Origin of the sequence: Yoonia sp. (assembly GCF_965660735.1) — a bacterium.
GTDB lineage: Bacteria > Pseudomonadota > Alphaproteobacteria > Rhodobacterales > Rhodobacteraceae > Yoonia.
Genome location: NZ_CBFIBD010000002.1, coordinates 15,630 through 41,009, shown reverse-complemented (window position 1 = coordinate 41,009; position 25,380 = coordinate 15,630). Strand labels below are relative to the sequence as shown.

Genomic DNA, 25,380 nt, shown 5'->3' with positions numbered 1-25,380 from the left:
CGGGACATTGGCACGCGACTTGCGTAATGAAAAGATGGGTTTTGCCTGAAACGGGCGGTCAGGGCGCGGCAGGTTGCCGCCGCCGCCACAGATAGATTTCCAGGCCGATCAGATAGGGCAGGAAGAACGCAAAATTCTGCACCAGATCAAAGCCGCCGGTAAAGTCGGGGTTGGACCAAAGCCCATCCGTCGTCAGATACCACAGCCCGTAATGCACCCGGTATAGCCATGACCCCAGCACCAGCCAGAACAGCCGCAGCGCCCAGGCGTTATGCTGCGTGATACGCCCGGCGCGGGCGTGCCGGATGGTTTGCGTGGCCGCCAACAGCATCAGGCCGCCATAAAGCGTAAAACCCGCATTCATTGTCGCCCCGCCGATGGTGCCACGCAGGGCTATATAGATCAGCCCGCCGCTGGCCGCGATGATCGCGCCCGACACGATCAGCCGCCCCGACCAGCGATGCAAGCGCGGTGCGCGACGGCGCAGTGCCCCGATCAGTTGCAGGGGCACCAGCAATGTCACCAGCGCACCCGCGATCATATGTGAAAACACGCTGTGATTGGCCGGTATGTTCGCGGAAAACAGATAATGCGGTTCGGCCAGTGTCGCGCGAAGACCGGCCTGCCCGAACTGCGCGGCATAGAATACGAATGGCAAAGCCAGCAGCATAACCAGCAGCAACCCGGTCGTTTGCATGTAAAGACGTCTCATGGCAACGATGATAGGGGCCGGTCGGGGTTGCGCAAGGTTGACATCACACAGCCCGCGTGATGGATTTTACGAAATCGTTATAGGAGAATGACCGATGACCTATGTGCCAGCCGAAGATCGCTATGAAAAAATGGTTTATCGCCGCTGCGGCGCGTCAGGTGTGCAACTGCCCGCCGTGTCGCTGGGCCTGTGGCACAACTTTGGCCACGACACCCCCCATGACACAAAGCGCGCGATCTGTCAGGCGGCCTTTGATCACGGCATCACGCATTTCGATCTGGCGAATAACTATGGCCCGCCGCCGGGGTCGGCCGAAGAGGCATTCGGGTCCATTCTGAAAACAGATTTCAAAGGTTACCGGGACGAACTGATCATCAGCTCCAAGGCCGGTTACGGCATGTGGCCGGGCCCTTATGGTGAATGGGGCAGCCGCAAATATCTGGTGGCGTCTTGCGACCAGTCACTCAAACGGATGGGGCTGGATTATGTCGATATCTTTTATTCGCACCGCTTTGATCCTGACACCCCGCTAGAGGAAACGATGGGCGCGCTGGATTACATCGTGCGGTCGGGGCGCGCTCTTTATGCGGGGATTTCATCGTATAATTCCGAACGCACCCGCGAGGCGGTGGCGATCCTGCGGGATCTGGGCACGCCCTGTCTGATCCACCAGCCCAGCTATAACATGCTGAACCGCTGGGTCGAACGCGACGGGCTGAAACAGACGCTGATCGAACTGGGTATCGGATCGATCGCCTTTACGCCGCTGGCCCAGGGGATGCTGACAGGGAAATATCTGGGCGGCATTCCCGATGACAGCCGTGCGGCACAGGATAAATCGCTGTTCCCGTCGATGCTGACGGATCGGGCGATTGCCAATATCCGCAAGCTGAACGACCTGGCCGAAAGCCGCGGGCAGACGCTGGCACAAATGGCGATTGCATGGGTGCTGCGCGATGGCGGGATCACCACCGCCCTGATCGGCGCATCACGACCGTCGCAAGTCGTGGATTGCGCGGGCGCGATCGGCAATCTGGCGTTTACCGCCGACGAACTGACCCTGATCGACGAATACGCAGATGAAGAACAGATCAACCTTTGGGCGCAGTCAGCCGAGCTTGATGCATGATCCGCAACCCGATCCTGCCCGGTTTCAATGCCGATCCGTCTTTTTGCCGGGTTGGGCAGGATTACTATATCGCCGTGTCCACGTTCGAGTGGTATCCGGGCGTGCAGATTTACCATTCCCGCGATCTGGTGAACTGGGATCTGGTCGCGCGCCCGCTGAACCGCGCCGCACTACTGGATATGCGGGGCAATCCTGACAGTTGCGGGATCTGGGCGCCCTGCCTGTCACACGCCGATGGCACGTTCTGGCTGGTCTATACCGATGTCAAACGGCTGGATGGCGCGTTCAAGGATGCGCATAATTACATCACCACCAGTGATACGATCGACGGGGAATGGTCGGATCCGTGGTATGTGAACAGTTCCGGTTTCGATCCGTCGCTGTTTCATGATGACGACGGGCGCAAATATTTCATGAACATGCAATGGAACCATCGCGGCCCCGGCACCGGCGGCAACCCCGCGCATGCGTCGTTTGACGGGATATTATTGCAGGAATGGTCGCCAGAAGACGGGCTGTTCGGCCCCGTGCGCAACATTTACGCGGGCACACCGCGCGGCCTGACCGAGGCACCGCATGTCTTCAAGCGCAATGGATATTATTACCTGACGACAGCCGAGGGCGGGACTGGCTATGACCATGCGGCGTCTTTGGCCCGGTCCCGCGACATCTGGGGGCCATATGAAAACCATCCGGACCTGCATGTCATTTGCACCGCCGGCACAGACGGCCCGATCCAGCGCACCGGCCACGGGCAATATGTCGAAACCCATTGGGGTGGGCACTATCACACATTCCTGATGGGGCGTCCGGTGCAGGGGCCGCATGGCCCTTTCTGCGCGTTGGGCCGCGAAACGGGCATAGCCGAGCTGGTTTGGCGCAATGATTGGCTGTATCTGAAAGACGGCGGGCTGGTGCCTCCGCAAGTGGTCACGCCGCTTGTTGCGGCTACGCCGCGTCCTGTCGCACCTGTGCGGCGGCAGTTGGGTGGTGTGCTGCCGCCGGAATTTCAGTGGCTGCGCACGCCAGAGCCGGACCGGATTTTCCGGCAGGCGGATGACGCGCTGGTCCTGATCGGGCGCGAAAGCATCGGGAGTTGGTTTGAACAGGCGCTGGTCGCGCGCAGGCAGGAACATCACGCCTATACGGCAGTGACCACGCTGGATTTCGCGCCCCAGACCTATCAGCAGGCCGCAGGGCTGACGACATACTATAACCGGCACAAGTTTCATGCCGCCCTGATCAGCGACGAGCCGGACATTGGCCGCGCGCTGATGCTGATGTCTTGCGCCGGCGATTGGCCAGATGGCGTGCTGACCTTTCCCACCGCGCCGGTGCCGTTGGCGGATGGGCCTGTCACGCTGCGCGTCACGGTGGACGGGCCGGTGCAGCAGTTCTGGTATGCGCAGGGCGGTGACTGGGTGGCGTTTGGCCCGCAGCTGGACGCATCGGTCATTTCCGACGAAGGCGGGCGGGGTGAACATGGGTCATTCACCGGCGCCTTTGTCGGGATGGTGGCCTTTGACATCACGGGGCAAGGGAAAGAGGCGCGCTTTGCGCGGTTCGATTACCTGCCGGGGGTGGGGGATCAAGCGTGACCTTGCACAGCCAGCTTTGCATCTTTGACATTGCAGATGGCGCGGTCACGATCGTTCTGGATCATCCGGGCCATATCGAGGCACCGAACTGGCACCCCGAAGGCTATCTGGTAGTCAACGGTGGCGGGCGGCTATACCGCGTGCCGCTGGATGCGCCGGTGCTTGTGCCGATCGACACGGGCTTTGCCGTGGCCTGCAACAACGATCACGGGATATCGCCGGATGGCACGCGGCTGGTGATCAGCGACAGCAGCCGGACGGATGGCAGTTGCATCTATACGCTGCCCATCGCGGGCGGTGTGCCGCAACCTGTGACCGATGCGGTGCCATCCTATTGGCATGGCTGGTCGCCGGACGGGCAGACGATCGCGTATGTCGGGCGGCGTGACGGGCGGTTCGTGTTGCTGACCTGCCCTGTGGATGGCGGCACAGAGAGCTGCCTGACCGATGCCTTTGATCATGTGGACGGGCCCGATTACACACCGGATGGCGCGTGGATATGGTTTAACGGGGAACGCGACGGCGCGGTTGACCTGTGGCGGATCAGGCCGGATGGGTCCGACCTGCAACAGATGACCAAAGATGATCTGGTCAACTGGTTCCCGCATCCTTCGCCTGACGGGGGGGATGTCTTGTATCTGGCCTATCCCGCGGGCACTGCGGGGCATCCTGCCGGTCTGGATGTGGCGCTGTGCCTGATGCCTGCGACGGGTGGCGCGGCGCGCACCCTGACCCGCCTGCATGGCGGGCAGGGCACGATCAATGTGCCCTGCTGGTCGCCTGATGGTCGCTGCTTTGCCTTTGTGCGGTTTGTGACCTAGGGGTTTACTTTTCCGCGATCTGTCGGCTTTTTGCCTGTGGGGTGAAAAGGAACTATTGTGCACAGATTGCCAGTTGCAAAATCAGGGCAGGTCATTGGCCTTTTGGGCGGGTCGTTCGATCCGCCGCACGCAGGCCATGTGCATATCACCAAAGAGGCGCTGAAGCGGTTCGGGCTGGATCACGTCTGGTGGCTGGTCAGCCCCGGCAACCCGCTAAAACAAAGCGGCCCTGCGCCGCTGGCGCACCGGATGCGTGCGGCGCGTGCACTGATGGAACATCCCCGCGTCACCGTCACGGATATCGAGGCGCACCTTGGCACACGTTATACGGCGCAAACGCTGGTGGCGCTGCGCCGCCGGCACCCCGGCGTCCGGTTCGTCTGGCTGATGGGTGCGGACAATCTGGCGCAGTTTCACCGCTGGCAGGACTGGCGCTGGATCATGGACCATGTGCCGGTCGGTGTCATCGCCCGCCCTGACGAACGGATGGCGGCCCGGCTGTCCAAGGCTGCAAGGATCTATCGCGCGGCCCGCCTGCCCGGCCGGGCAAGCCATGTTCTGGGGCAGGTTGCGCCGCCGGGCTGGTGTTTCATCAACCTGCCGATGTCAGGACAGTCGTCATCGGCGATCCGGGCACAAGGAGGATGGTGATGCGTTTTTCAAGACGCGCGATGCTGACGGGGATGGGGGCGGCGCTGGCCACGGGCACCCGGGCTGATGCGCCGCTGACATCAATGCGGCCACGCGCGCACGGTTCCCTGGCAAATCCGTCAGCGCAAATCATCGCGGCGTCAGGTTTGACCGGCCAGATCGGCTTTGTCATCGCGGATGCGGTAACCGGCGAAGTGCTTGACCACTTCGCGCCCGACAGGTTGCTGCCGCCTGCAAGCGTGACCAAGGCCGTGACGGCCTGTTATGCGATGACGGCATTGGGTGCAGGGCATCAGTTTGAAACACGTTTTATTGCTGACGGGGAAATAAAGAACGGCATTTTAGATGGTAATTTGATCCTTGCCGGGGGCGGTGACCCGAATTTGCAGACCGACGATCTGGCCGTGCTGGCCAGTCGGTTGAAAGACAGCGGGCTGAAAGAAGTGCGTGGCGATTTCCTTGTCTGGGACAAGGCACTGGTCAATCTGGCTGAAATTGACGGAACCCAACTGGACCATGTGGGGTATAATCCGTCTGTCGGGGGTCTGAACCTGAATTTCAACCGCGTTCATTTCGAGTGGAAACAGCAGGGTGCGGACATCAGCACGGCGCTGGACGCCCGCAGTGAAAATTTCCGGCCTGTCGTAAAAACTGCAAGGGTGCAGATCACAGACCGACAGTTTCCCGTGTTCACCTACCGCGCAGGACAGGGTGTGGATGAATGGACCGTGGCGCGTGCTGCGTTACAGGGCGAAGGGTCTCGCTGGCTGCCGGTGCGGCATCCTGCGCTGTATGCGGGTGAAGTCGTTGCAACCTTTGCCCGGTCCCATGGGATCGTTCTGAAGTATCCGCGCAAGACAGAAACGACACCGCAAGGCACCGTTCTGGCAGCATTCCAAAGCGCGCCGCTGTCCGAAATGATACAAGGCATGCTGCGTTATTCGACCAATATCACAGCCGAGGCCATGGGCCTGAGTGCCACAAAGGCGCTGACCGGGCAAATGCGGGGTTTGCGCAGTTCTGCTATGGACATGGCACGCTGGGCACAGGTGCGGACAGGTGGCGCGCCATTTTTCGCGGACCATTCGGGGTTGGGCGACACATCCCGCCTGAGCGTGGCCGAGATGGTCGGCCTGCTGAACGCCGACGGGATAAGGCCGATGTTGTCCCCGCTGCTGCGGACGATCCCGATGGTTGATGCAAAGGGTCGCGCGCTGTCCGACCCACGGGCAGAAACGCGTGCCAAAACGGGCACGCTTAATTTTGTTGCCAGCCTTGCGGGCTATCTGGGGCGCGATGATGGTCGCGATCTTACGTTTGCGTTTTTCAGCGCGGATATTCCCGCGCGTGAAGCAGGCAAGCGCAGCGGCGCGGAAATCCCGCCAGGCGCGCGCGCCTGGAACACACGGGCCAAGCGGCTGCAACAGCAGTTATTGCAATATTGGGCGACAGGCTGATGCTAAAGCGTCATGTGCCGGGCGCGCGCGCCGCGTTCGATGGCGGCGGCATGCAGGCGGTCCAGGTCCAATTCGTCCCTGACTTCTTCCAACATGCGCGCTTCTGATCCTTCGATCCGGCCATCGGCGGCGGCCACATCGCACGACAGGGCATAGGCCGTTTCATAGAGCCGTTCCGGCAATGTCGCACGGATCAGGCCGAACAATGCCTCCAGCCCGTCTTCCTGTTCCAGCAGATCGAACACCATCTGCGAAATGCGCGGCAGGCGTTCTGCGTCATATCCGGCGAAAATCGGCAGGTTGTTGATGGCGTTGCTCATCTTGACCAGTTCCGAGGTGCGGATCTGTTCGTCAGAGGCCGAAACGGCGATCATCAGCGCGCAAAGCGCATCCTGCGCGGTCATCGGGGCGTCTTCGGTCATTTTTTATCCTTTGGTTTGCATCCCCCATTTATTGACGCCTTGCCGCTGCCGCAATAGGGAGTGCGCGATGCGGGTGCCATTGGGGTGCCCGATGGGAAGATGAGAAGCAAGATGAGCAAACTGCGTGACGCTGCGATGACGTCCAAGGCATGGCCTTTTGAAGAGGCGCGCCGTGTGCTCAAACGGTATGAAAAGAAAGACCCCGAAAAGGGTTATGTGCTGTTCGAAACCGGCTATGGCCCGTCCGGCCTGCCCCATATCGGCACCTTTGGAGAGGTGAGCCGCACCACGATGGTGCGCCGCGCGTTCGAGGTGATTTCGGATATCCCGACGAAGTTGCTGTGTTTTTCCGACGATATGGACGGGATGCGCAAGATCCCCGGCAATGTGCCTGACCCGGCCGCACTGGTGCCATACATGCAAAAACCGCTGACATCGGTGCCTGATCCGTTTGGCACGCACGGCAGTTTTGGTGACCATATGAACGCGCGGTTAAACAATTTTCTGGATACCTTCGGGTTCGAATATGAATTCGCGTCCTCTACCGAATACTACCGTTCCGGCAAGATGGATGCGATTCTGCTGAAAGCGGCGGAAAAATACGACGAGCTGATGGCGATCATGCTGAAATCCCTGCGCGAGGAACGCCAGCAGACATATTCGATCTTTCTGCCGCTCAGCCCGACAACGGGGCAGGTTCTTTATGTGCCGATGAAACAGGTGACCAAGGATGGCATGATCACCTTTGACGACGTGGACGGCACAGAGGTCACGGTTCCTGTGACAGGTGGAAACTGCAAGCTGCAATGGAAGCCTGATTTCGGTGCGCGCTGGGCGGCACTGGGTGTCGATTTCGAAATGTATGGCAAGGATCATGCGACGAACACGCCGATCTATGATGGCATCTGCCGCGTGTTGGGCGGGCGTCCGCCGGAGCATTTCACTTATGAACTGTTTCTTGATGCTGACGGGCGCAAGATTTCCAAGACATCCGGCAACGGGCTGACGATCGACGAATGGCTGACCTATGCATCCACCGAGAGCCTGTCATATTTCATGTATCTGAAACCCAAGACAGCCAAGCGGATGCATTTTGACGTGATCCCCAAGGCGGTGGATGAATATCACCAACAGTTGCGCGCCTATCCTGATCAGGATGTCGCGGGGCGACTGAACAATCCGGTGTTTCACATTCACGGCCACGATGTGCCGCAGTCCGATATGGTTGTGCCGTTTGCGATGCTGTTGAACCTTGCCTCTGTTTCCGGGGCCGAGGACAAGCAAACGCTGTGGGGCTTTATCCAGCGGTATGCGCCGCACGCATCGCCGGATGCCAACCCGCAGATGGATCAGGCGGCAGGGTTCGCGGTGCGATATTACAACGACTTTGTGAAACCGACCAAGGTGTTCCGCGCGCCCAGCGATCAGGAACGCGCCGCGATGGTCGATCTGGCCGCACGGTTGCGGGTCTGGGATGGCGGTCTGGATGCCGAGGCTTTGCAGACGATGGTCTTTGCTGTCGGCAAGGACCACGGGTTCGAGCCGCTGCGCAACTGGTTTACCGCCCTTTACGAGGTGCTGTTGGGTGCATCCCAAGGTCCGCGTTTCGGCGGGTTCATCGCGCTATACGGGGTCGATGAGACCATCGCCCTGATCAATGAACGGCTGGCCAGCGCGGACTAGGCGCGCAAAAGAAATGAAACTGTTCCGCTGTTTCCCACGTATCTGAATTACAACAGACATGGGAGACAGCGAAATGGGACGGATTTTTGCGGTGGTTTTCGGGCTTTTCCTGACGGTCATGCCAGCGGTTGCGCAGGATACCCAGGCCATCGAAGATGTGATCGGCAGCCAGTTGGAGGCATTCAGCGACCGTGATGTCGCACAAGCCTGGACGTATGCCAGCCCCAACATTCAGCGGCTGTTCGGTGACCCGGGAAACTTTGGCATGATGGTGCAGCGCGGGTATCCTATGGTTTGGGATAATTCAGAGGTGCGCTATCTGGAACTGCGCGAGATCGCGGGAAACCTGTGGCAAAAGGTCATGATCCGCGATGCCAACGGTGGCCTGCATATGCTGGATTACCAAATGGTTGAAACCGAACGCGGTTGGCAGATCAATGGCGTGCAACTGCTGCCCCCACCCGACGTCGGGGCCTGATCACAGGCTGCATGGAAAGCTGACCCGCGTGTTGCGCCGACCACCGTGACGGTGCTGTCAGGCTGAATTCAACCTTTTGTCATACCTCTTTTGCCAGCAACGTATCTGGCTGCCAAAGGGGTGTATGCATGAACAAGGCGATTACAGACGGGATAGTTTTCAACCCATTGGCCTTTGCCGCGGGATTGGGGGTGTGGTCCAGCGGGGATGGCACGCCGGGGTCAGATACCTATGCGATCAGCGGGTCTGGCGTTTTCGTCGCTGCCGATGCCGATTTTGCAGGGTGCCTTGAGGTGCTCAAACTCGATCCGGTGGCGCGTGTGCGCTACATGGGCGAAACGCCGATCCTGCCGGGCTGTTATTTGCAGGTCACGGCCCGCGTCAAGGCAGTGTCAGGTCCGCTGCCGGCTGTGCGGATTTCGGGTTGGGCAGGGCTGGCGGGTGGCGTGCCTGCGACCGGCCTGCCCGAAGCCGGGCCATCGGTGCAGCTGACCACCTATGGTGCGGTGGTCGAGGTGCGCGCGATCATCGGCACGGGTGACCGGACGGGCGTTGACCTGCTTTGGACGGGCGCCAATTACGGGCACTTGGGGATTGATCTGACCGGCCCGACGGGCGGCGTTGTCCGGGTCGATGATATCGTGATCGAAGATGTCACATCGGTGTTCACCCGCGACCTGATCGCGCTGGTCGATGTGCGGGATTACGGCGCCAAGGGCGATGGCATCACCGACGATTCCGCCGCTTTTGAGGCGGCTGATGCGGCGGCCGGTGGGCGGACTGTCATGGTGCCGGCAGGCAGCTATCTGCTGGAAAACAGTGTCACGATGGAAAACCGCGTCCGCTTTGAGGGGATGATCGTGCAGGCCCCCGAACACCGCTTTATCCTGCAACGCGATTATAACTATGACACCTATCTTGATGCCTTCAAGAACGAAGAGGTTGCTTTTAAAAAGGCATTTCAGGCCCTCATAAATTTTTCGGATCATGAATCGCTGGACCTGATGGGGCGAAGGATCGCGCTCAGCGCACCCCTGGACATGCAGGCCTGCGATCCGACGCGTGCCCGGTTCGAAACCCGGCGCGTGATCCGTAACGGCCAGTTTCAGCCCATCGACGGCGCGGCGTGGGATACCACCATTGTGACATCGCAGGCCACCTATGCGGTGTCCGATGACAAGGTGCTGACCAATGTGGTGGATATCGCCAACATTCCCGTGGGGTCATTGGTGCAGGGCAACGGTGTGGGCCGCGAGGTTTACGTCAAGTCGGTCAATATCCCTGCGCAGACACTGGAACTGAGCCAGCCACTCTATGATGCGGAAGGAACACAGGTTTTTACCTTTGCCCGGTTCAAATACCTGCTGGATTTTTCCGGTTTTGAAAAACTAAGCCAGTTCGTGCTGGACGATATCGAGTTTCAGGGCAGTAACACCGCCAGCGGGATCATGATGGCCCCCGAAGGGCTCACCTTTCATGTGCGCGACTGCTTTATCAACAAGCCCAAGGATCGCGGTATCACCTCGCCGGGGTGGGGGTGTCAGGGGATGATGGTTGACCGCTGTCAGCTGATTTCGGGTGAACAGGCGGTGCCGGTGACCGCACGCGTCAGTATCGGTTTGAATACCAACGCCAATGACGTGAAAATCCGCGATAATCGCACAAGCCGGTTCAGGCATTTTTGCGTTCTGGCAGGCAACGCCAACCTGATCACGGGCAATCACTGGTTCCATGGTGACGACGAGGTGAACGGCGTCCGCATGGGGGGTGTTGTCATAACTTCACCCAACCCCAAAAGCATTTTCACCGGAAATTACTGTGACAACAACTTTATTGAATGGACCAATGAACATGCCAGCGAACCTGCATTGGGCCAGCAATTTTCCTTTGGCGGGCTGACCATTACCGGGAACATATTCACCACCAGTGATGTGGCTGATTGGGTGAATTTCATCGTGATCAAACCGTATGGGCCGAACCACTACATCAATGGGTTTGCGGTGGTGGGAAATGTGTTTCGGTCCACCAACGGCCGGATTGACCGGGTGGAACATGTGGATACCACATTTGCCGATCTGGATTTCAGCCGCACGCGGGGGCTGCAATTCACTGCAAACACGTTCCACAATGTCAATGAACCGGTGCAAAATCCGGCCTTTCTGAACCATGAACAGGTGACAGAGGCGCTGACATGGACCATGGACACCGGCACCTATCTGCCCTTCGGGGGGCGTGCGCGGTTTGTCGATGCGGTGATGCCCGAAGGTGCGATCACGGATGCCGCCGGTCAACGCCTGCATGATGCGCCATGGGCCGAAGGGCAAAAGGGGGCTGATCTGCGGTCTGTCCATCTGAATTGGCGGGTGCCGGTCAAGGGGCAGGTGCGGTATCAGGTGCGGATGGATACGCCCGACATCTAAGCGGCGTCACGGCGTCAAAGATTGCGGTGCCCTGGGGTCAGCCCCTTGCTGCAAATGCAGGAAATAGTGTTGCACGCCCGCATGTTTGCCGGCGTACAACGGCTGGCGCTTCTCCCAAAGGTGCCGGCGGTCATACCATGCAGGAACGCCGATTGGTTTTTCGCCAAGTGCAGAAACCAAGCGGAATGTTGGGCTATTCACGATCGGCGGAAGTGTGTCTTCGACGTTTCTGTATCTGCCCATATATGATGCAAAGCGCACAATTTATATGCAATGCGTCCTCTGTGCGCAGGTCTGCCCGGTGAAATCCGGCGCTGCTCTGGCGTAGCGGGGCGGTTCGTTGACAGGGTCGAGCGCGACACCCTGAAGAGAGCTGGACCCGTTAGCTATCTTGCCACCCTCTCGCCGGCCCTGCCGGTGCTGCCATCCCCGCGCGCCGAGGGGGCGTTATTGCTTGCCGCAAAGCGGCGTGGGCCCAACACGGTGATCGCGGATTTGCGACAAGCGGGGTCCATGAAAGCCCTGTTTCCCAAAGTCAGGGGCGATGCGTTGCAGGCGGTTTTTCTGAACACCGCTGGCGGGCTGACCGGTGGCGATGCGATGCAGATCACGGCGACTGCCGAACCCGATGCCCATATCGTCATATCGTCGCAAGCTGCCGAGAGGGCCTATCGTGCCCAGCCGGGCCAGATTGCTGAAATGTCAGTCACGCTTGATGTCGGAACGGGCGGGCGGATTGACTGGCTGCCACAGGAAACGATCCTGTTCGATGCTGCGGCATTGAAACGGTGCCTGCGCGTGCATCTGGCAACCGATGCGACCGCGCTGCTGGTCGAGCCGATAATTTTTGGCCGGGCCGCCATGGGCGAGGTCGTGCATGATCTGCATTTCACCGATCAATGGCGCATCTGCCGGAACGGTGCGCTGGTCTATGCCGATGCCGTGCGGATCTGCGGTGATGCTGACGCGCTTTTGGTCCGCCGCGCCATAGCCGGCGGTGCCGGGGCGATGGCGACGGTCTTGCTTGCCGCGCCCAATGCGGCCGGTTTTGCCGACCTTGATCTGCCTGAAAATTGTGGCGCCAGCCTGATTGCCAACGATCTGCTGATGGTGCGTCTGCTAGCCGCCGATGGTTTTGCGCTGCGCCATATCCTGGTGCCGCTGATTGAAACGCTGTCAGCCGCACCCATCCCCCGTGTCTGGAGATTGTAACCCATGCAACTGACCCCCCGTGAAAAGGATAAACTGCTGATCGCCATGGCGGCAGAGGTCGCCCGCAAGCGGATGGCGCGCGGTGTAAGGCTGAATTACCCCGAAGCGATTGCGCTGATTACCGATGCCGTGGTCGAGGGCGCGCGCGATGGCCGGTCGGTGGCGGATATGATGCAGGCGGGCGCACAAGTCATTACCCGCGATCAGGTCATGGATGGCATCGCCGAGATGATCAACGAGGTGCAGGTCGAAGCGACCTTTCCCGATGGCACAAAACTGGTGACGGTCCATGACCCGATCCGTTGATTTTTCGAGTGTTTGGAACAAAGCGAGGATAGCGCGATGATACCGGGTGAACTGATCGTGGCGGATAGTGATCTGACCCTGAATGCGGGGGCCGAAGTTATCGTGCTGGAGGTCGCAAATACCGGCGACAGACCTGTGCAAATCGGATCGCACTTTCATTTTGCCGAAACCAACAGTGCGTTGAAATTCGACCGGGATGCGGCGCGCGGCATGCGTCTGGATATCGCCGCAGGCACCGCCGTCCGATTTGAACCCGGCCAGCGGCGCGAGGTTTCGCTGATCCCGCTGTCGGGCGCGCGCCGGGTATTCGGATTCAATCAGGCTGTGATGGGGGAGCTTTAGGATGCCAGCAACGATCAACCGCCGTGACTATGCCGCCATGTTCGGCCCCACAGTGGGCGACCGCGTCCGCTTGGCCGATACAGAGCTGATTATTGAGGTGGAGCGTGATCTGACGGCTGAAAGCGCCGGGGCTGCGGCCACGGGCGGCACTGGTGCCAATGCGCTTCATTATGGTGAAGAGGTCAAGTTCGGCGGTGGCAAGGTCATTCGTGACGGCATGGGGCAAAGCCAGATCACGCGCGCAGGCGGGGCGGTTGATACGGTCATCACCTATGCGCTGTTTGTCGATTGGACCGGGATCATCAAGGCGGATGTGGGTCTCAAGGACGGGCGCATCGTCAAGATCGGCAAGGCCGGCAACCCCGATACGCAACCCGGCGTCGATATCATCATCGGACCGGGAACAGAGGTGATTGCCGGCGAGGGACGCATCCTGACTGCTGGCGGCATCGACAGCCATATCCATTTCATCTGCCCGCAACAGATCGAGGATGCCTTGCATTCCGGCCTGACCACGATGATCGGCGGTGGCACTGGCCCTGCGCATGGCACGCTGGCCACCACATGCACCCCCGGCCCCTGGCATCTGGGCCGGATGTTGCAGGCGGCGGATGCCTTTCCGATGAACCTTGCCTTTGCGGGCAAGGGCAATGCATCGCTTCCTGCTGCGCTGGAGGAACAGGTGCGGGCAGGGGCATCCTGCCTGAAACTGCACGAGGATTGGGGCACGACCCCGGCGGCGATCGATTGCTGCCTTTCGGTCGCCGATGCCTGGGACGTTCAGGTGATGATCCACACCGATACGTTGAATGAATCCGGTTTTGTCGAAAACACCGTGGCTGCCCTCAAGGGCCGGACGATCCATGCCTTCCACACCGAAGGGGCGGGGGGCGGCCATGCGCCGGATATCATCAAGATCTGCGGCCAGCCCAATGTGATCCCGTCATCAACAAACCCGACGCGGCCTTTCACGGTCAACACAGTGGACGAACATCTCGATATGCTGATGGTCTGTCACCATCTTGACAAATCCATCCCCGAGGATGTGGCCTTTGCCGAAAGCCGCATTCGCCGCGAAACCATCGCCGCCGAGGATATCCTGCACGACATGGGCGCGTTTTCGATCATCGCATCCGACAGTCAGGCCATGGGCCGCGTCGGAGAGGTGATTATCCGCACATGGCAGACAGCCCACAAGATGAAGGTCCAGCGGGGCGCGCTGCCTGGCGAAAAAGGCGATAACGACAACCTGCGCGTGCGCCGCTATATCGCGAAATACACGATCAACCCTGCGATTGCGCATGGCATTTCCGCGCATGTCGGTTCGGTCGAGGAAGGCAAGCGCGCCGACCTGGTGCTGTGGGACCCTGCATTTTTCGGGGTCAAGCCGGAAATGATCCTGATGGGCGGCACGATTGTTGCCGCGCAAATGGGTGATCCGAACGCATCGATCCCGACGCCGCAGCCGGTCTATACCCGTCCCATGTTCGGGGCTTATGGCCGATCGGTGGAACATTCCGCCGTGACGTTTGTCAGTGCCGCCGCACAGGATGCCGGGATCGGCAACAGCCTTGGTCTGGCGAAGCAGACGCTGGCCGTGCAGAACACCCGCAACATCGGTAAGAAAGATCTCAAACTGAACGACGCCATGCCGCACGTCGAAGTGAACCCCGAGACATATGAGGTGCGCGCAGACGGAGAGTTGTTGACCTGTGAACCTGCCCAGAGCCTGCCAATGGCGCAGCGGTATTTCCTGTTTTGATGCATGACCGCAGCATTGCGCTGGCTGCAAGGCGCTGCGGCAACAATGGAAGTTGTGAACGATGAGCCAAATATGCACATTGCAGGCAGGGAGGAACAGTCTAAGCAAAGAGGCGTTCCATGGCTTATCAAGCAGACAACACACTGATTTCAAACCGCGAAATGCTGGGCGCATTGATCGCACGGCCGTTTGTGGCATTTTTCGAATATCTGATCGCGATGGCCGAGGCCGGCCCGCAGCTGAAGCAATTGAACATGCTGAGCGAAAAATCCGATGCCGAACTGGAGGCCATGGGCCGCACGCGGCAGGGCGAACTTGCCCGGATCATGGGCGCTCACTACATCTGATTTTCGGCGGTGTTTCCTGATGGGAGGCCTGCCAACCGCATACCGCATATTGCATGATGGCCCGGCAGATGGCCGGGTCGCGCTGACATATGACGCACGGCTGCTCCGCCGCAAACGGCTGGTCACCGAAACCGGAGAACCGTTTCTGGTGGACCTGCCGCAAACGCTATCGCTGGATGCGGGCGATGTCTTTGTTCTGGACGACGGCCGCCTGATCGCTGTCGGCGCTGCGGATGAACCGCTGATGCGGGTCACGGGCGATCTTGTGCGGCTGGCTTGGCACGTGGGCAACCGGCATGCGCCCTGTGCTGTAGAACCCGGCGCGCTGATCGTGCAGCGCGAAAAAGTCATGCGCGCGATGCTGGAACAGTTGGGTGCGACCGTCACGGATTTTGACGGGCCGTTCACCCCCGAAGGTGGCGCCTATGGGCATGGCCGCACCATGGGCCACGACCACAGCCATTCTCATGAACACTGATCATCTGCTGACCCTGACACAGTGGTTGTCACCGGCCTATCCGGTCGGGGCCTTTGCGTGGTCGCACGGGTTGGAAAGGGCCATCGGGCGCGGGGATGTGGCAGATGCGGCAATGCTGGCGGATTGGCTGGGTGCCGTACTGGAACATGGCGCCGGGCGGTCCGATGCGATTTTGCTGTGTGCCGCGCATGGTGCCGATGATGTGGCCCCTGTGGCTGATCTTGCCGCCGCCCTTGCCCCCTCGCGCGAACGGCGGATGGAAACATTGCAGCAAGGTGCGGGTTTTGCTGTGACAACCCGCGCCGTCTGGGGGCTGGACCTGCCCGATATGGCTTATCCTGTGGCTGTAGGACGTGCGGCGGGGCTGATGGGCCTGCCGGTGGTGCCGACAACGCAGGTCTGGTTGCAGTGTTTCGCCAGCAATCTGGTGCAGGCGGCGCAACGTCTGATGCCACTGGGCCAGACCGAAGGACAGCGCGTGCTGGCAGGGCTGGCATCGGTCTGCGCCGCTGTGGGGGAAATGGCCGCACGGGCGACGCTGGACGACATCGGATCAGCGACTTTCGCAGTTGATGTCGCTTCGATGCAGCACGCAGCCCAATATTCGCGTATCTTCAGGTCATGACATTGCTGTTGATTCTCATTTCAGTCCCGCTGACGGTGATTGCGTTGATCCACGCGTTTTGGGGGGTGGGCATCTGGGTGCCGGCCCGCAACGAAGAGGCGTTGGCGCGTGCTGCGGTTGGCGCACAGGGTGTCACCCGGATGCCTGGTCCGATCCCGTGTTTTCTGGTCGCGGCGGGGCTGTTTGCGGTGGTCGTTGCACTTTGGCTTCCTCACGGGCCAATCCGTTCGCTTGTTTTATGGCCTGCCGCACTGGTGTTTCTGGGGCGCGGGATGATTGCCTATTCCCGGTTCTGGCGCACGATGACGCCGGTGGAACCCTTTGCCACTTATGACCTGTGGTATTACGGCCCGCTTTCACTGGCCCTTGGTGCGGGCCTATTATTCATCCAGTTGAAAGGCGCATGATGTCATCACCACATGGACCGTTGCGGGTCGGGATCGGCGGGCCTGTCGGCGCGGGTAAGACAACGCTGACAGCGGCGCTTGCGCGGGCCCTGAAGGATGAATTCAGCCTTGGGGTGATTACCAACGACATCTATACACAGGAAGATGCCGACGCCTTGATGCGGATGCAGATCCTGCCTGCGGACCGTGTCATGGGCGTGGAAACTGGCGGTTGCCCGCATACTGCAATTCGCGAAGATGCGTCGATCAACCTTGCCGCAGTGGCCGAAATGCGCGCGCGGCATGATGATCTGGCGCTGGTCCTGATCGAAAGTGGCGGCGACAACCTGTCTGCAACCTTTAGCCCGGAACTGGCCGATGTGACGGTTTATGTCATCGACGTCGCCGCGGGCGAGGAAATTCCCCGCAAGGGTGGCCCTGCGATCACCCGTTCGGATATTCTGATCATCAACAAGACCGACCTGGCCCCCTATGTCGGGGCCTCGCTTGACGTGATGGCGCGCGATGCGGCCCGAATGCGGGGGGATTTGCCGGTGGTTTTTGCCAGTCTGCGCAAAGGGGACGGTGTGGATAGGGTGGTTGATCTGCTGCGGGAAATTGGCGGCCTTTAGAAAGTCGCCCAAAGCTCGAGTTTCAGTGCAGCCCCTCGATCACCTGTCATGGCTTGGATCAGGCCGATATTGATCTGGTAGCGGTCATTGACCGCATAGCCGACCGTCGTAGCGACTTTGGCGTAATAGTCGTCACTATAGCCCTGGCCGGTTTGCAACTGTGCGCTGGCCATCCAGTTGTCTGCGATGTGATAGCCCCAGGAGAGGTCCAGCTTGGGGCGGAATGCCGTATCGATTGTGCCATAGGTGGCGCTCGCATCAACGGATAACCAGCCGCTGTCCAGACCCCGCCCCCAAGCCAGTCCGCCGCGGACCAGGGTTTCCACCGGATGGTGGCGATCCACCCTTGCACCAAAGCCGAGGCTGGCGGCGAACCGATCCCGCCCCTTGGTATCAATCAGAGGAATGCTGGCAAAGACTAATCCGGTATGGATGCGGCCCCGGTCGGCGGTATGATAATCCAGCCCGAAGGTGACACGCGGTGTCAAACCATATTCGACATAGACCGTCGGATCGTAGTGCACCGGCAATTCCGAACCGTCCGACAGGAACAGATTGCTGCCATTCGCAATGAAAAACTGCCCCTTTTCGCGCGTCCATGCCCCGCCAAAGACCGGACCTGCAAGGGCGATCAGGCAGCAAAACCCAGCAATCAAGCGCATGATGCCCCTTCATTTTCTTCAGGGACTTTGCAGCATGATGGTTAATGCTTGGTTAAGACCTGTCCGGACAGTGCGGGTTTCGGGATGACGTCATGCAAATGCGAACTGTGTAAATAAATTTGCAATTTTTTGCGGCCGAAGATGTTAAGATTGACAAATCGCGTCTCTGACCATTTGGGCGGGTTGGATTCCCGTCCAATCTGCTCATGATGGCGTTGGAGGAGGCCGCGGGACACATCCGCGCCTAATATCATGCATTATCAATCAGGGGGGGAGACGCCATGACCGAACATGCACCCGCAATCTATCCACCGTCACCGGAATTTGCGGCAAACGCGCATGCCGACAAGGCGAAATATGAAGAAATGTATGCCGCGTCGATCGCAGATCCTGCGGCATTCTGGGCCGAACATGGCAAGCGGATCGACTGGATCAAACCTTTTACCAAGGTCAAGGACACCAGTTTCGCCCCCGGCAAGGTGCATATCAAGTGGTATGAGGACGGCACGCTGAATGTTGCGGCAAACTGCGTTGACCGTCATCTGGAAACCCGTGGCGACAAAACCGCGATCATCTGGGAGCCCGACAGCGCCGATGCGCCGTCTGAACACATCACCTACCGGCAGTTGCACACCGAGGTTTGCAAATTCGCCAACGTCCTCAAGCAGATGGGCGTCGGCAAAAGCGACCGGGTCGTGCTGTATATGCCAATGATTCCGCAGGCCGCCTATGCGATGCTGGCCTGTGCGCGGATCGGGGCCATCCATTCGATCGTCTTTGCGGGCTTTTCGCCTGACGCGCTTGCCGCACGTGTGGACGGATCGCAGGCCAAGGTGGTGATCACCGCCGACGAGGCCCCGCGCGGCGGTCGGAATACCCCTCTCAAGACCAATGCCGACAAGGCCTTTGCCAAGATCGAGACCGATACAAAGATGCTGGTCGTCCGTCGCACCGGCGGGGACATTCCCATGCAGGACGGGCGTGATTTCTGGCTGCACGAATTGGAAGAAGGCGTGACAGCCGATTGCCCCCCCGAGGAAATGAACGCAGAGGATCCGCTGTTCATTCTTTACACCTCAGGCTCGACCGGCAAACCAAAGGGCGTGGTGCATACATCGGGCGGTTATCTTGTCTATGCAGCGATGACCCATGAATACACGTTCGACTATCACGAAGATGATGTGTTCTGGTGCACGGCGGATGTGGGCTGGGTCACCGGTCACAGCTATATCGTTTATGGTCCGCTGGCCAACGGCGCCACGACCCTGATGTTTGAAGGCGTGCCAACCTACCCCGATGCGGGCCGGTTCTGGCAGGTCTGTGAAGAACACAAGGTCAACCAGTTCTACACCGCGCCCACAGCCATTCGTGCGCTGATGGGGCAGGGGGACGAATTTGTTGAAAAATACGATCTGTCATCGCTCAAGGTGCTGGGCACCGTTGGCGAACCGATCAACCCCGAGGCCTGGAACTGGTATCATACCGTTGTCGGCAAGGGGAACGTGCCGATCGTCGATACCTGGTGGCAAACCGAAACCGGCGGTCACCTGCTGACCCCGCTGCCGGGTGCGATTGCAACGAAACCCGGTTCGGCGACGCTGCCGTTCTTTGGTATCCAGCCCGCCATTCTGGAACCGACCACAGGCGAAGAGATCACGACGACCGAGGCGGAAGGCGTGCTATGCATCAAGGACAGCTGGCCGGGCCAGATGCGCACCGTCTGGGGCGATCATGACCGTTTCGAAAAGACGTATTTTGCGGACTACAAGAACTATTACTTCACCGGGGATGGCTGCCGCCGCGATGCGGACGGCTATTACTGGATCACGGGCCGTGTTGACGATGTCATCAACGTATCGGGTCACCGCATGGGCACGGCCGAGGTCGAAAGCGCATTGGTTGCCCATCCCGCCGTGGCCGAGGCCGCCGTGGTTGGATACCCGCATGCGATCAAGGGACAGGGGATTTACGCCTATGTGACCTTGATGGGTGGCCAAGAGCCGTCAGAGGAGCTGCGCAAGGAATTGGAAACATGGGTCCGTTCTGAAATCGGCCCGATTGCCAAACCCGACCTGATCCAATGGGCCCCCGGCCTGCCGAAAACCCGGTCGGGCAAGATCATGCGCCGTATCCTGCGCAAAATCGCTGAAAACGACTATGGCGCGCTGGGCGACACCTCGACGCTGGCCGATCCGGGGGTTGTCGAAGATCTGATCGCGAACCGGATGAACCGGGCCTGACGATGTGTCGTCGGGTATGAAACAGGGCCTGCCGGAAACGGCGGGCCTTTTTTATGTGCGGTCTTGATCGGCCACGCGCGATGCTAGCCCTGATCATCACCCGGCAGATGAACATCGACCTTGGACCCGGACAGCATCTTGACCTCGCGTTGCGGAAAGGGAATCGAAATGCCGTTTTCGGCGAACGCATCCCAAAGCGCCAGATACACGTTACCGCGGATATTGGTCAGCCCGCCGGTCGGGTCGCTGATCCAGAACCGCAAAATGTAGTCAACGGAACTATCACCGAAGCCGACGATATGGCAGACAGTGGGGCGCGATGTCAGCACGCGGTCAACACCTTGGGCGGCAGCGATCGCGATCTTGCGCACTTCGTGCGGGTTGTCGCTATAGGCAGTGCCGAAATAGATATCGAGCCGCACAAATTCGTTGGAATGAGACCAGTTCACGACCTGGCCGGTGATCAGGTCCTCGTTCGGGATCAGGTATTCCTTGCCGTCGCGGGTGACCACGGACACATAGCGCGCGCCCAGTGAATTGATCCAGCCAAAGGTATCGCCAAGCGATATAACGTCGCCCGGTTTGATGGATTTATCCAGCAGGATGATCACGCCGGACACAAGGTTCGACACCACCTTTTGCAGACCGAACCCGAGGCCCACGCCGATGGCCCCGGACAACACCGCAAGCCCTGTCAGGTCGATCCCCAGCGCCCGCACACCGATAAAGAACGCGGCCCCGTAAAGCGCGATCTGCACGCCCTTGATGATCAGCACCTGCATGGATGGGCTGATATCCTGATTGGACCGGATGCGGCTGGCCGTGGTGGTCGTAAAGAACCGCGCCAGCGTGATCAGCACCCCCAGAACAACAAGCGACTGGACCAGCAGCAGCAGCGAAAACCGGATTTCGCCCATGGTAAAGCCAATGCTGTCAAGCAGCTGTTCCGCCGGATCCAGCACCCCCAGAATCCGCAGCGTCACATAAGTCCATGCCCCATATCGCACCAGTTTGCGCAAGGCGGGACTCTTGATCAGGCGGGTGATGAAAACAATGCTGAGCCAGGCAAAGGACAGTGTACCGATGATGCCGAGCAGATAACTGCGGCTGGGCCATGTTACCTCGCGCATAATATAGGTGACGATCCAGATTAGCCCGACAAAAAAGATCGCGCGCAGTCTTTGGTGGATGACGACAAGAATGCGCATCCGCCATTTGGGCCAGTTTTCGCGCGACCCCATCCATGCCCTGATGCGCGGGCCAAAGATTGCGCGCAACACATGTGAAAGGGCAAGCAACCCAACGGTGATCCCGATCTGATACAGGTTCCACGTGCGAAAAAGGGTTTCAAGAACGGCCTGCCCCTGGATGAACAGGTCAGTTCCGATGTTGATGACCTGTTCCAGTTGCTGATCAGGCGGGTCCTGCGGCATTGCATCGCCTGGGGGCGTGTTTGTGTGATTGGCCATCAATGTCCCTGTTGCATGGGTGCAAGGCAAAGTGTTGCACGCCGGTTGTGCTGCGAGCAAGGGCGCGTCATTGATCGCTGCCCCTTGCGAGACGCGAAGGCAGGGTGTATCTGACGCCCTATGAAACAGGTTTTTGACATGGATGACCGCGCCCGCCTGCCTTGGCGGTTTTTTGGCGCGATCTGCACGATCCTTGCACGGGGCTGACAGCCCCCAGTTTCCGCACGCCTGCCAACTTCTGACATTGATTACGGGAGAGGACCATGTCCCCCAAAACGCTCTATGATAAAATCTGGGATGCCCACGTCGCCCACGAAGCCGACGACGGCACCTGCCTGCTGTATATCGACCGCCACCTGGTTCACGAAGTGACCAGCCCGCAAGCCTTTGAAGGGCTGCGCATGGCGGGTCGCACCGTGCGCGCACCCGACAAGACGATTGCCGTGCCCGATCACAACGTGCCCACGACCCCCGGGCGCGACGACCCCAAGAACATGACCGAAGACAGCGCCATTCAGGTGGCGGCACTGGATACGAACGCCAAGGAATTTGGTATTCACTACTATCCGGTATCCGATGTCCGTCAGGGTATCGTGCATATCGTCGGCCCTGAACAGGGCTGGACCCTGCCGGGTATGACGGTGGTTTGCGGTGACAGCCATACCGCGACGCATGGCGCATTCGGTGCGCTGGCCCATGGCATCGGCACGTCCGAGGTGGAACATGTGCTGGCCACCCAAACGCTGATCCAGCAAAAATCCAAGAACATGAAGGTGGAAATCACCGGCAAACTGGCCCCCGGTGTGACCGCCAAGGATATCACGCTGTCGGTTATCGGGGCCACCGGCACCGCAGGCGGCACCGGCTATGTCATCGAATATTGCGGCGAGGCGATCCGCGATCTGTCCATGGAAGGGCGGATGACCGTCTGTAACATGGCGATCGAAGGCGGCGCGCGCGCTGGTATCATCGCGCCGGATGAAAAGACGTTTGAATACGTCAAGGGCCGCCCCCATGCGCCAAAAGGCGCACAATGGGAGACGGCACTGGCGTGGTGGAAAACGCTTTACACCGATGACGACGCCCATTTCGACAAGGTCGTGACCCTGAAAGGCGAAGACATCGCACCCGTCGTCACTTGGGGCACATCGCCCGAGGACGTGTTGCCGATCACGGCAACCGTGCCCTCTGCCGATAGTTTTAAAGGTGGCAAGGTCGGTGCTGCGCAACGGTCGCTTGATTACATGGCGCTGACACCGGGAACACCATTGTCCGAGATTGAAATCGACACGGTGTTCATCGGTTCCTGCACCAACGGCCGGATCGAGGATTTACGCGCCGCCGCCGCAATCCTGAAAGGCAAAAAGAAGAAAGACGGACTGCGCGCGATGGTCGTGCCGGGGTCCGGTCTGGTCCGCGCGCAGGCCGAAGAAGAAGGGTTGGCGCAGATTTTCATCGACGCCGGTTTCGAATGGCGCCTTGCGGGCTGTTCCATGTGTCTGGCGATGAACCCTGACCAGCTTGCACCGGGCGAACGCTGTGCTGCGACGTCAAACCGCAACTTTGAAGGCCGGCAAGGCCGCGGTGGGCGGACCCACCTGATGTCGCCTGCCATGGCTGCGGCCGCGGCAATCACCGGCAAACTGACCGATGTAAGGGAAATGATGTAATGGAAAAGTTCACCAAACTCAGCGGCATCGCGGCACCGATACCATTGGTCAACATCGACACCGATATGATCATTCCCAAACAATTCCTGAAAACGATCAAACGGTCGGGCCTTGGGGTGAACCTGTTCGACGAAATGCGTTATGATGATGACCGCAACGAAATTCCCGATTTCGTGCTGAACAAGCCGCAATATCGCGATGCGCAGATCCTTGTCGCGGGCGAAAACTTTGGCTGTGGATCGTCGCGTGAACACGCACCCTGGGCGATCAAGGATTTCGGTATTTCCTGCGTCATTGCGCCATCTTATGCGGATATCTTTTACAATAACTGCTTCAAGAACGGCATTCTGCCCATCGCGCTGCCGCAAGAACAGGTCGATGTCCTGATGAAAGACGCTGAAAAAGGGTCAAACGCCCGGATCGAGGTGGACCTTGAGGCGCAGACAATCACATCATCGGATGGCGATGTGTTCACATTCAATGTGGACGCGTTCAAAAAACATTGCCTGATGAACGGTCTGGACGATATCGGGCTTTCATTGGAGAAAGTTGCGTCGATCGACAGCTTTGAAGCCAAGGCAGGCGCAGAGCGCCCTTGGGTCTGACGTTTTTACGCACGCAAGAACCCCACCTGCAAGCTGCGGGTGGGGTTTTTTCATGGTATGCCCCGGCGGTATGATGCCGGCGGTGCGCACCCTGATTCCCGGGCGGGGCATCCGCATCTTTTGAAATGCCCGAATTGCGGCCTTCGGTTGCATTATCGCATCAGTTTCACCCTAAATCACTCAACAGTCCCGTGCATTATATAGGATAGTTGAATGATCAAGACGCATTGGGCACAGTTATCCCATAAGAGGCGGTGACCCCCGGCAGGGTGATTGCCGACAAGAAAGGACAGGCCGGATAATTCACGGCAGTCCCGAGCGAGGGTGAATACAGAGTGATCTTTCGACTGCCAGGAGCGGTAATGCGCGCGATGCTTGTCGTGGTGTTGATCATATTGCCGTCTGCGTTCTTGTCGGGTGGGTCTGATGACAGCACCCAGATCATCGCATTGATTACCATCTTTGCGGCACTTTTCACGATTGTCGAATATAGCGCGACCAGCCCCAGCCTGGTCGAATTTCGCGATGCGCCACCATTCAATCGAGTACGGTTTTCGGCGCTTTTTGCGACGGTTCTGTGCCTGTCCATCATCTTTCGTGGGTATGCGGAACCGTCTCAATTAACCCGCGCTTTTCAAAACAGCGGTCAGTATGTCGGGCAGGTCATCGACTTTCCCTTTTCGCCGGCGCGCCTGATGGTGGATATGATGCCCGACACTGCCAGCCCGGCCGTGGTGGGCAGATTGCGCGATGCTGCCGGGCTCAGCTATCTGATCTCGCTGATTTCGATCATCTGGTTCGTGACGTTGTTGCGGTTGCAGCACTGGCCCCGTCGCGGCGGGTCGTTCAACGTCTGGATCAACCTGCCGACGTTCGACCCGACCGCTGGCGGGGATGTCGTCAGGCGACTGAACCGCGATGGACGGGTTAACATCATTTTAGGGTTTTTGCTGCCATTCCTTATACCGGTGGTGATCAAGCTGATGTCGCTTCTGGGGAACCCTATTCAGCTGGATGATCCGCAAACGTTGATCTGGACGGTGACAGCATGGGCATTTCTGCCGGCAAGTATCTTGATGCGGGGTGTGGCGCTCAGCAGGGTCGCGCAGATGATCGACCTGCAACGCAAAAAGGCCTATGCGAATGCGGCTTCGAATGGTGGATGATGGTATGCGGACGATACTTGCATGACCAGGTATCGTATATTGCATGCGCGCGCGACAAAGCGCGGCACATTCGCGCCGCAGGGTTTTTCCGAAACGCGATAGCCTGC

Annotated in this window: 25 protein-coding genes; 21 read left to right on the top strand and 4 right to left on the bottom strand. The window is 59.4% G+C overall.

From position 1 onward, the window contains the following. Positions 1–58 precede the first annotated feature (58 nt). Positions 59–712 (bottom strand): DUF2306 domain-containing protein, encoded by a 654-nt coding sequence (locus ACTG4B_RS01480; protein WP_439153900.1) that lies wholly within the window; start codon positions 710–712, stop codon positions 59–61. Between the two features lie 94 nt (positions 713–806). Between ACTG4B_RS01480 and mgrA the strand changes: the two genes are divergently transcribed. The 5 genes from mgrA to dacB are packed head-to-tail and all read left to right on the top strand — an operon-like array spanning position 807 to position 6,368. After that, the gene (mgrA, locus tag ACTG4B_RS01475) at positions 807–1,841 is read left to right on the top strand and encodes an L-glyceraldehyde 3-phosphate reductase (protein WP_439153899.1); all 1,035 of its coding nucleotides are present in this window, start codon (positions 807–809) and stop codon (positions 1,839–1,841) included. Next, on the top strand, positions 1,838–3,439 hold the full coding sequence (locus ACTG4B_RS01470; protein ID WP_439153898.1) for a glycoside hydrolase family 43 protein: 1,602 nt from the start codon (positions 1,838–1,840) through the stop codon (positions 3,437–3,439). Before mgrA ends, ACTG4B_RS01470 begins: the two co-directional genes overlap by 4 nt. Next, complete coding sequence (locus tag ACTG4B_RS01465) at positions 3,436–4,260, top strand: TolB family protein (protein WP_439153897.1); 825 nt, start codon at positions 3,436–3,438, stop codon at positions 4,258–4,260. The genes ACTG4B_RS01470 and ACTG4B_RS01465 overlap by 4 nt, the downstream gene beginning before the upstream one ends. A gap of 57 nt (positions 4,261–4,317) precedes the next feature. After that, positions 4,318–4,911 (top strand): nicotinate-nucleotide adenylyltransferase, encoded by a 594-nt coding sequence (locus ACTG4B_RS01460; protein WP_439153896.1) that lies wholly within the window; start codon positions 4,318–4,320, stop codon positions 4,909–4,911. Further along, complete coding sequence (dacB, locus tag ACTG4B_RS01455; RefSeq protein ID WP_439153895.1) at positions 4,911–6,368, top strand: D-alanyl-D-alanine carboxypeptidase/D-alanyl-D-alanine endopeptidase; 1,458 nt, start codon at positions 4,911–4,913, stop codon at positions 6,366–6,368. Before ACTG4B_RS01460 ends, dacB begins: the two co-directional genes overlap by 1 nt. 2 nt (positions 6,369–6,370) lie before the next feature. Here the strand turns inward: dacB and ACTG4B_RS01450 are convergent, their stop codons facing one another. Beyond that, a complete protein-coding gene (locus tag ACTG4B_RS01450; RefSeq protein ID WP_439153894.1) occupies positions 6,371–6,790 on the bottom strand; it encodes a tellurite resistance TerB family protein in 420 nt (139 codons plus the stop codon). A 111-nt stretch (positions 6,791–6,901) separates the two neighbouring features. Here ACTG4B_RS01450 and ACTG4B_RS01445 point away from each other — a divergent pair, with 111 nt between their 5' ends. From ACTG4B_RS01445 to ureG, 12 genes are all read left to right on the top strand, one after another. Next, positions 6,902–8,473: a lysine--tRNA ligase gene (locus ACTG4B_RS01445; RefSeq protein ID WP_439153893.1), complete on the top strand. Its 1,572-nt coding sequence runs from the start codon at positions 6,902–6,904 to the stop codon at positions 8,471–8,473. A 73-nt stretch (positions 8,474–8,546) separates the two neighbouring features. After that, positions 8,547–8,951, top strand: coding sequence for a DUF4864 domain-containing protein (locus ACTG4B_RS01440; RefSeq protein WP_439153892.1), 405 nt, complete (start codon positions 8,547–8,549; stop codon positions 8,949–8,951). A 128-nt stretch (positions 8,952–9,079) separates the two neighbouring features. Further along, the gene (locus ACTG4B_RS01435) at positions 9,080–11,371 is read left to right on the top strand and encodes a glycosyl hydrolase family 28-related protein (RefSeq protein ID WP_439153891.1); all 2,292 of its coding nucleotides are present in this window, start codon (positions 9,080–9,082) and stop codon (positions 11,369–11,371) included. A 513-nt stretch (positions 11,372–11,884) separates the two neighbouring features. Continuing rightward, complete coding sequence (locus tag ACTG4B_RS01430; RefSeq protein WP_439153890.1) at positions 11,885–12,583, top strand: urease accessory protein UreD; 699 nt, start codon at positions 11,885–11,887, stop codon at positions 12,581–12,583. Positions 12,584–12,586: 3 nt separating this feature from the next. Beyond that, positions 12,587–12,889, top strand: a complete 303-nt coding sequence (locus ACTG4B_RS01425) for an urease subunit gamma (protein WP_439153889.1) — start codon at positions 12,587–12,589, stop codon at positions 12,887–12,889. A gap of 36 nt (positions 12,890–12,925) precedes the next feature. Continuing rightward, a complete protein-coding gene (locus tag ACTG4B_RS01420) occupies positions 12,926–13,231 on the top strand; it encodes an urease subunit beta (RefSeq protein WP_439153888.1) in 306 nt (101 codons plus the stop codon). A 1-nt stretch (position 13,232) separates the two neighbouring features. Beyond that, entirely contained in the window at positions 13,233–14,993 is a 1,761-nt protein-coding gene (gene ureC / locus ACTG4B_RS01415) for an urease subunit alpha (RefSeq protein WP_439153887.1), read from the top strand. 119 nt (positions 14,994–15,112) lie between these two features. Next, on the top strand, positions 15,113–15,340 hold the full coding sequence (locus tag ACTG4B_RS01410) for a DUF1127 domain-containing protein (RefSeq protein ID WP_439153886.1): 228 nt from the start codon (positions 15,113–15,115) through the stop codon (positions 15,338–15,340). A 19-nt stretch (positions 15,341–15,359) separates the two neighbouring features. Then, a complete protein-coding gene (locus tag ACTG4B_RS01405; RefSeq protein WP_439153885.1) occupies positions 15,360–15,818 on the top strand; it encodes an urease accessory protein UreE in 459 nt (152 codons plus the stop codon). Further along, entirely contained in the window at positions 15,766–16,443 is a 678-nt protein-coding gene (locus ACTG4B_RS01400) for an urease accessory protein UreF (RefSeq protein ID WP_439153884.1), read from the top strand. The genes ACTG4B_RS01405 and ACTG4B_RS01400 overlap by 53 nt, the downstream gene beginning before the upstream one ends. Positions 16,444–16,445: 2 nt before the next feature. Then, a complete protein-coding gene (locus ACTG4B_RS01395) occupies positions 16,446–16,850 on the top strand; it encodes a DUF3995 domain-containing protein (protein WP_439153883.1) in 405 nt (134 codons plus the stop codon). After that, positions 16,850–17,461, top strand: a complete 612-nt coding sequence (ureG, locus tag ACTG4B_RS01390; RefSeq protein WP_439153882.1) for an urease accessory protein UreG — start codon at positions 16,850–16,852, stop codon at positions 17,459–17,461. The genes ACTG4B_RS01395 and ureG overlap by 1 nt, the downstream gene beginning before the upstream one ends. On the opposite strand, the gene ACTG4B_RS01385 is transcribed toward ureG, so the two are convergent. After that, on the bottom strand, positions 17,458–18,123 hold the full coding sequence (locus ACTG4B_RS01385; protein WP_439153881.1) for a hypothetical protein: 666 nt from the start codon (positions 18,121–18,123) through the stop codon (positions 17,458–17,460). The two genes, ureG and ACTG4B_RS01385, sit on opposite strands and share 4 nt — an antisense overlap. Positions 18,124–18,404: 281 nt before the next feature. On the opposite strand from ACTG4B_RS01385, the gene acs reads away from it, so the two are divergent. Beyond that, the gene (acs, locus tag ACTG4B_RS01380; RefSeq protein ID WP_439153880.1) at positions 18,405–20,363 is read left to right on the top strand and encodes an acetate--CoA ligase; all 1,959 of its coding nucleotides are present in this window, start codon (positions 18,405–18,407) and stop codon (positions 20,361–20,363) included. Positions 20,364–20,446: 83 nt separating this feature from the next. Here acs and ACTG4B_RS01375 read toward each other — a convergent pair whose 3' ends face one another. Continuing rightward, positions 20,447–21,796: a mechanosensitive ion channel family protein gene (locus ACTG4B_RS01375; RefSeq protein ID WP_439154082.1), complete on the bottom strand. Its 1,350-nt coding sequence runs from the start codon at positions 21,794–21,796 to the stop codon at positions 20,447–20,449. A gap of 299 nt (positions 21,797–22,095) precedes the next feature. Here ACTG4B_RS01375 and leuC point away from each other — a divergent pair, with 299 nt between their 5' ends. From leuC to ACTG4B_RS01360, 3 genes are all read left to right on the top strand, one after another. Further along, complete coding sequence (leuC, locus tag ACTG4B_RS01370; RefSeq protein ID WP_439153879.1) at positions 22,096–23,502, top strand: 3-isopropylmalate dehydratase large subunit; 1,407 nt, start codon at positions 22,096–22,098, stop codon at positions 23,500–23,502. Next, on the top strand, positions 23,502–24,107 hold the full coding sequence (gene leuD / locus ACTG4B_RS01365) for a 3-isopropylmalate dehydratase small subunit (RefSeq protein WP_439153878.1): 606 nt from the start codon (positions 23,502–23,504) through the stop codon (positions 24,105–24,107). The genes leuC and leuD overlap by 1 nt, the downstream gene beginning before the upstream one ends. Before the next feature lie 362 nt (positions 24,108–24,469). After that, on the top strand, positions 24,470–25,273 hold the full coding sequence (locus ACTG4B_RS01360; protein WP_439153877.1) for a hypothetical protein: 804 nt from the start codon (positions 24,470–24,472) through the stop codon (positions 25,271–25,273). Positions 25,274–25,380: the final 107 nt, after the last annotated feature.

Coding starts and splice junctions, on each gene's coding strand:
- ACTG4B_RS01480 (WP_439153900.1), bottom strand. CDS start 712: ATGAGACGTCTTTACATGCAAACGACCGGGTTGCTGCTGGTTATGCTG.
- mgrA (WP_439153899.1), top strand. CDS start 807: ATGACCTATGTGCCAGCCGAAGATCGCTATGAAAAAATGGTTTATCGC.
- ACTG4B_RS01470 (WP_439153898.1), top strand. CDS start 1,838: ATGATCCGCAACCCGATCCTGCCCGGTTTCAATGCCGATCCGTCTTTT.
- dacB (WP_439153895.1), top strand. CDS start 4,911: ATGCGTTTTTCAAGACGCGCGATGCTGACGGGGATGGGGGCGGCGCTG.
- ACTG4B_RS01450 (WP_439153894.1), bottom strand. CDS start 6,790: ATGACCGAAGACGCCCCGATGACCGCGCAGGATGCGCTTTGCGCGCTG.
- ACTG4B_RS01445 (WP_439153893.1), top strand. CDS start 6,902: ATGAGCAAACTGCGTGACGCTGCGATGACGTCCAAGGCATGGCCTTTT.
- ACTG4B_RS01440 (WP_439153892.1), top strand. CDS start 8,547: ATGGGACGGATTTTTGCGGTGGTTTTCGGGCTTTTCCTGACGGTCATG.
- ACTG4B_RS01435 (WP_439153891.1), top strand. CDS start 9,080: ATGAACAAGGCGATTACAGACGGGATAGTTTTCAACCCATTGGCCTTT.
- ACTG4B_RS01430 (WP_439153890.1), top strand. CDS start 11,885: ATGAAAGCCCTGTTTCCCAAAGTCAGGGGCGATGCGTTGCAGGCGGTT.
- ACTG4B_RS01425 (WP_439153889.1), top strand. CDS start 12,587: ATGCAACTGACCCCCCGTGAAAAGGATAAACTGCTGATCGCCATGGCG.
- ACTG4B_RS01420 (WP_439153888.1), top strand. CDS start 12,926: ATGATACCGGGTGAACTGATCGTGGCGGATAGTGATCTGACCCTGAAT.
- ureC (WP_439153887.1), top strand. CDS start 13,233: ATGCCAGCAACGATCAACCGCCGTGACTATGCCGCCATGTTCGGCCCC.
- ACTG4B_RS01410 (WP_439153886.1), top strand. CDS start 15,113: ATGGCTTATCAAGCAGACAACACACTGATTTCAAACCGCGAAATGCTG.
- ACTG4B_RS01405 (WP_439153885.1), top strand. CDS start 15,360: ATGGGAGGCCTGCCAACCGCATACCGCATATTGCATGATGGCCCGGCA.
- ACTG4B_RS01400 (WP_439153884.1), top strand. CDS start 15,766: ATGGGCATGGCCGCACCATGGGCCACGACCACAGCCATTCTCATGAAC.
- ureG (WP_439153882.1), top strand. CDS start 16,850: ATGTCATCACCACATGGACCGTTGCGGGTCGGGATCGGCGGGCCTGTC.
- ACTG4B_RS01385 (WP_439153881.1), bottom strand. CDS start 18,123: ATGCGCTTGATTGCTGGGTTTTGCTGCCTGATCGCCCTTGCAGGTCCG.
- acs (WP_439153880.1), top strand. CDS start 18,405: ATGACCGAACATGCACCCGCAATCTATCCACCGTCACCGGAATTTGCG.
- ACTG4B_RS01375 (WP_439154082.1), bottom strand. CDS start 21,796: ATGCCGCAGGACCCGCCTGATCAGCAACTGGAACAGGTCATCAACATC.
- leuC (WP_439153879.1), top strand. CDS start 22,096: ATGTCCCCCAAAACGCTCTATGATAAAATCTGGGATGCCCACGTCGCC.
- leuD (WP_439153878.1), top strand. CDS start 23,502: ATGGAAAAGTTCACCAAACTCAGCGGCATCGCGGCACCGATACCATTG.
- ACTG4B_RS01360 (WP_439153877.1), top strand. CDS start 24,470: ATGCGCGCGATGCTTGTCGTGGTGTTGATCATATTGCCGTCTGCGTTC.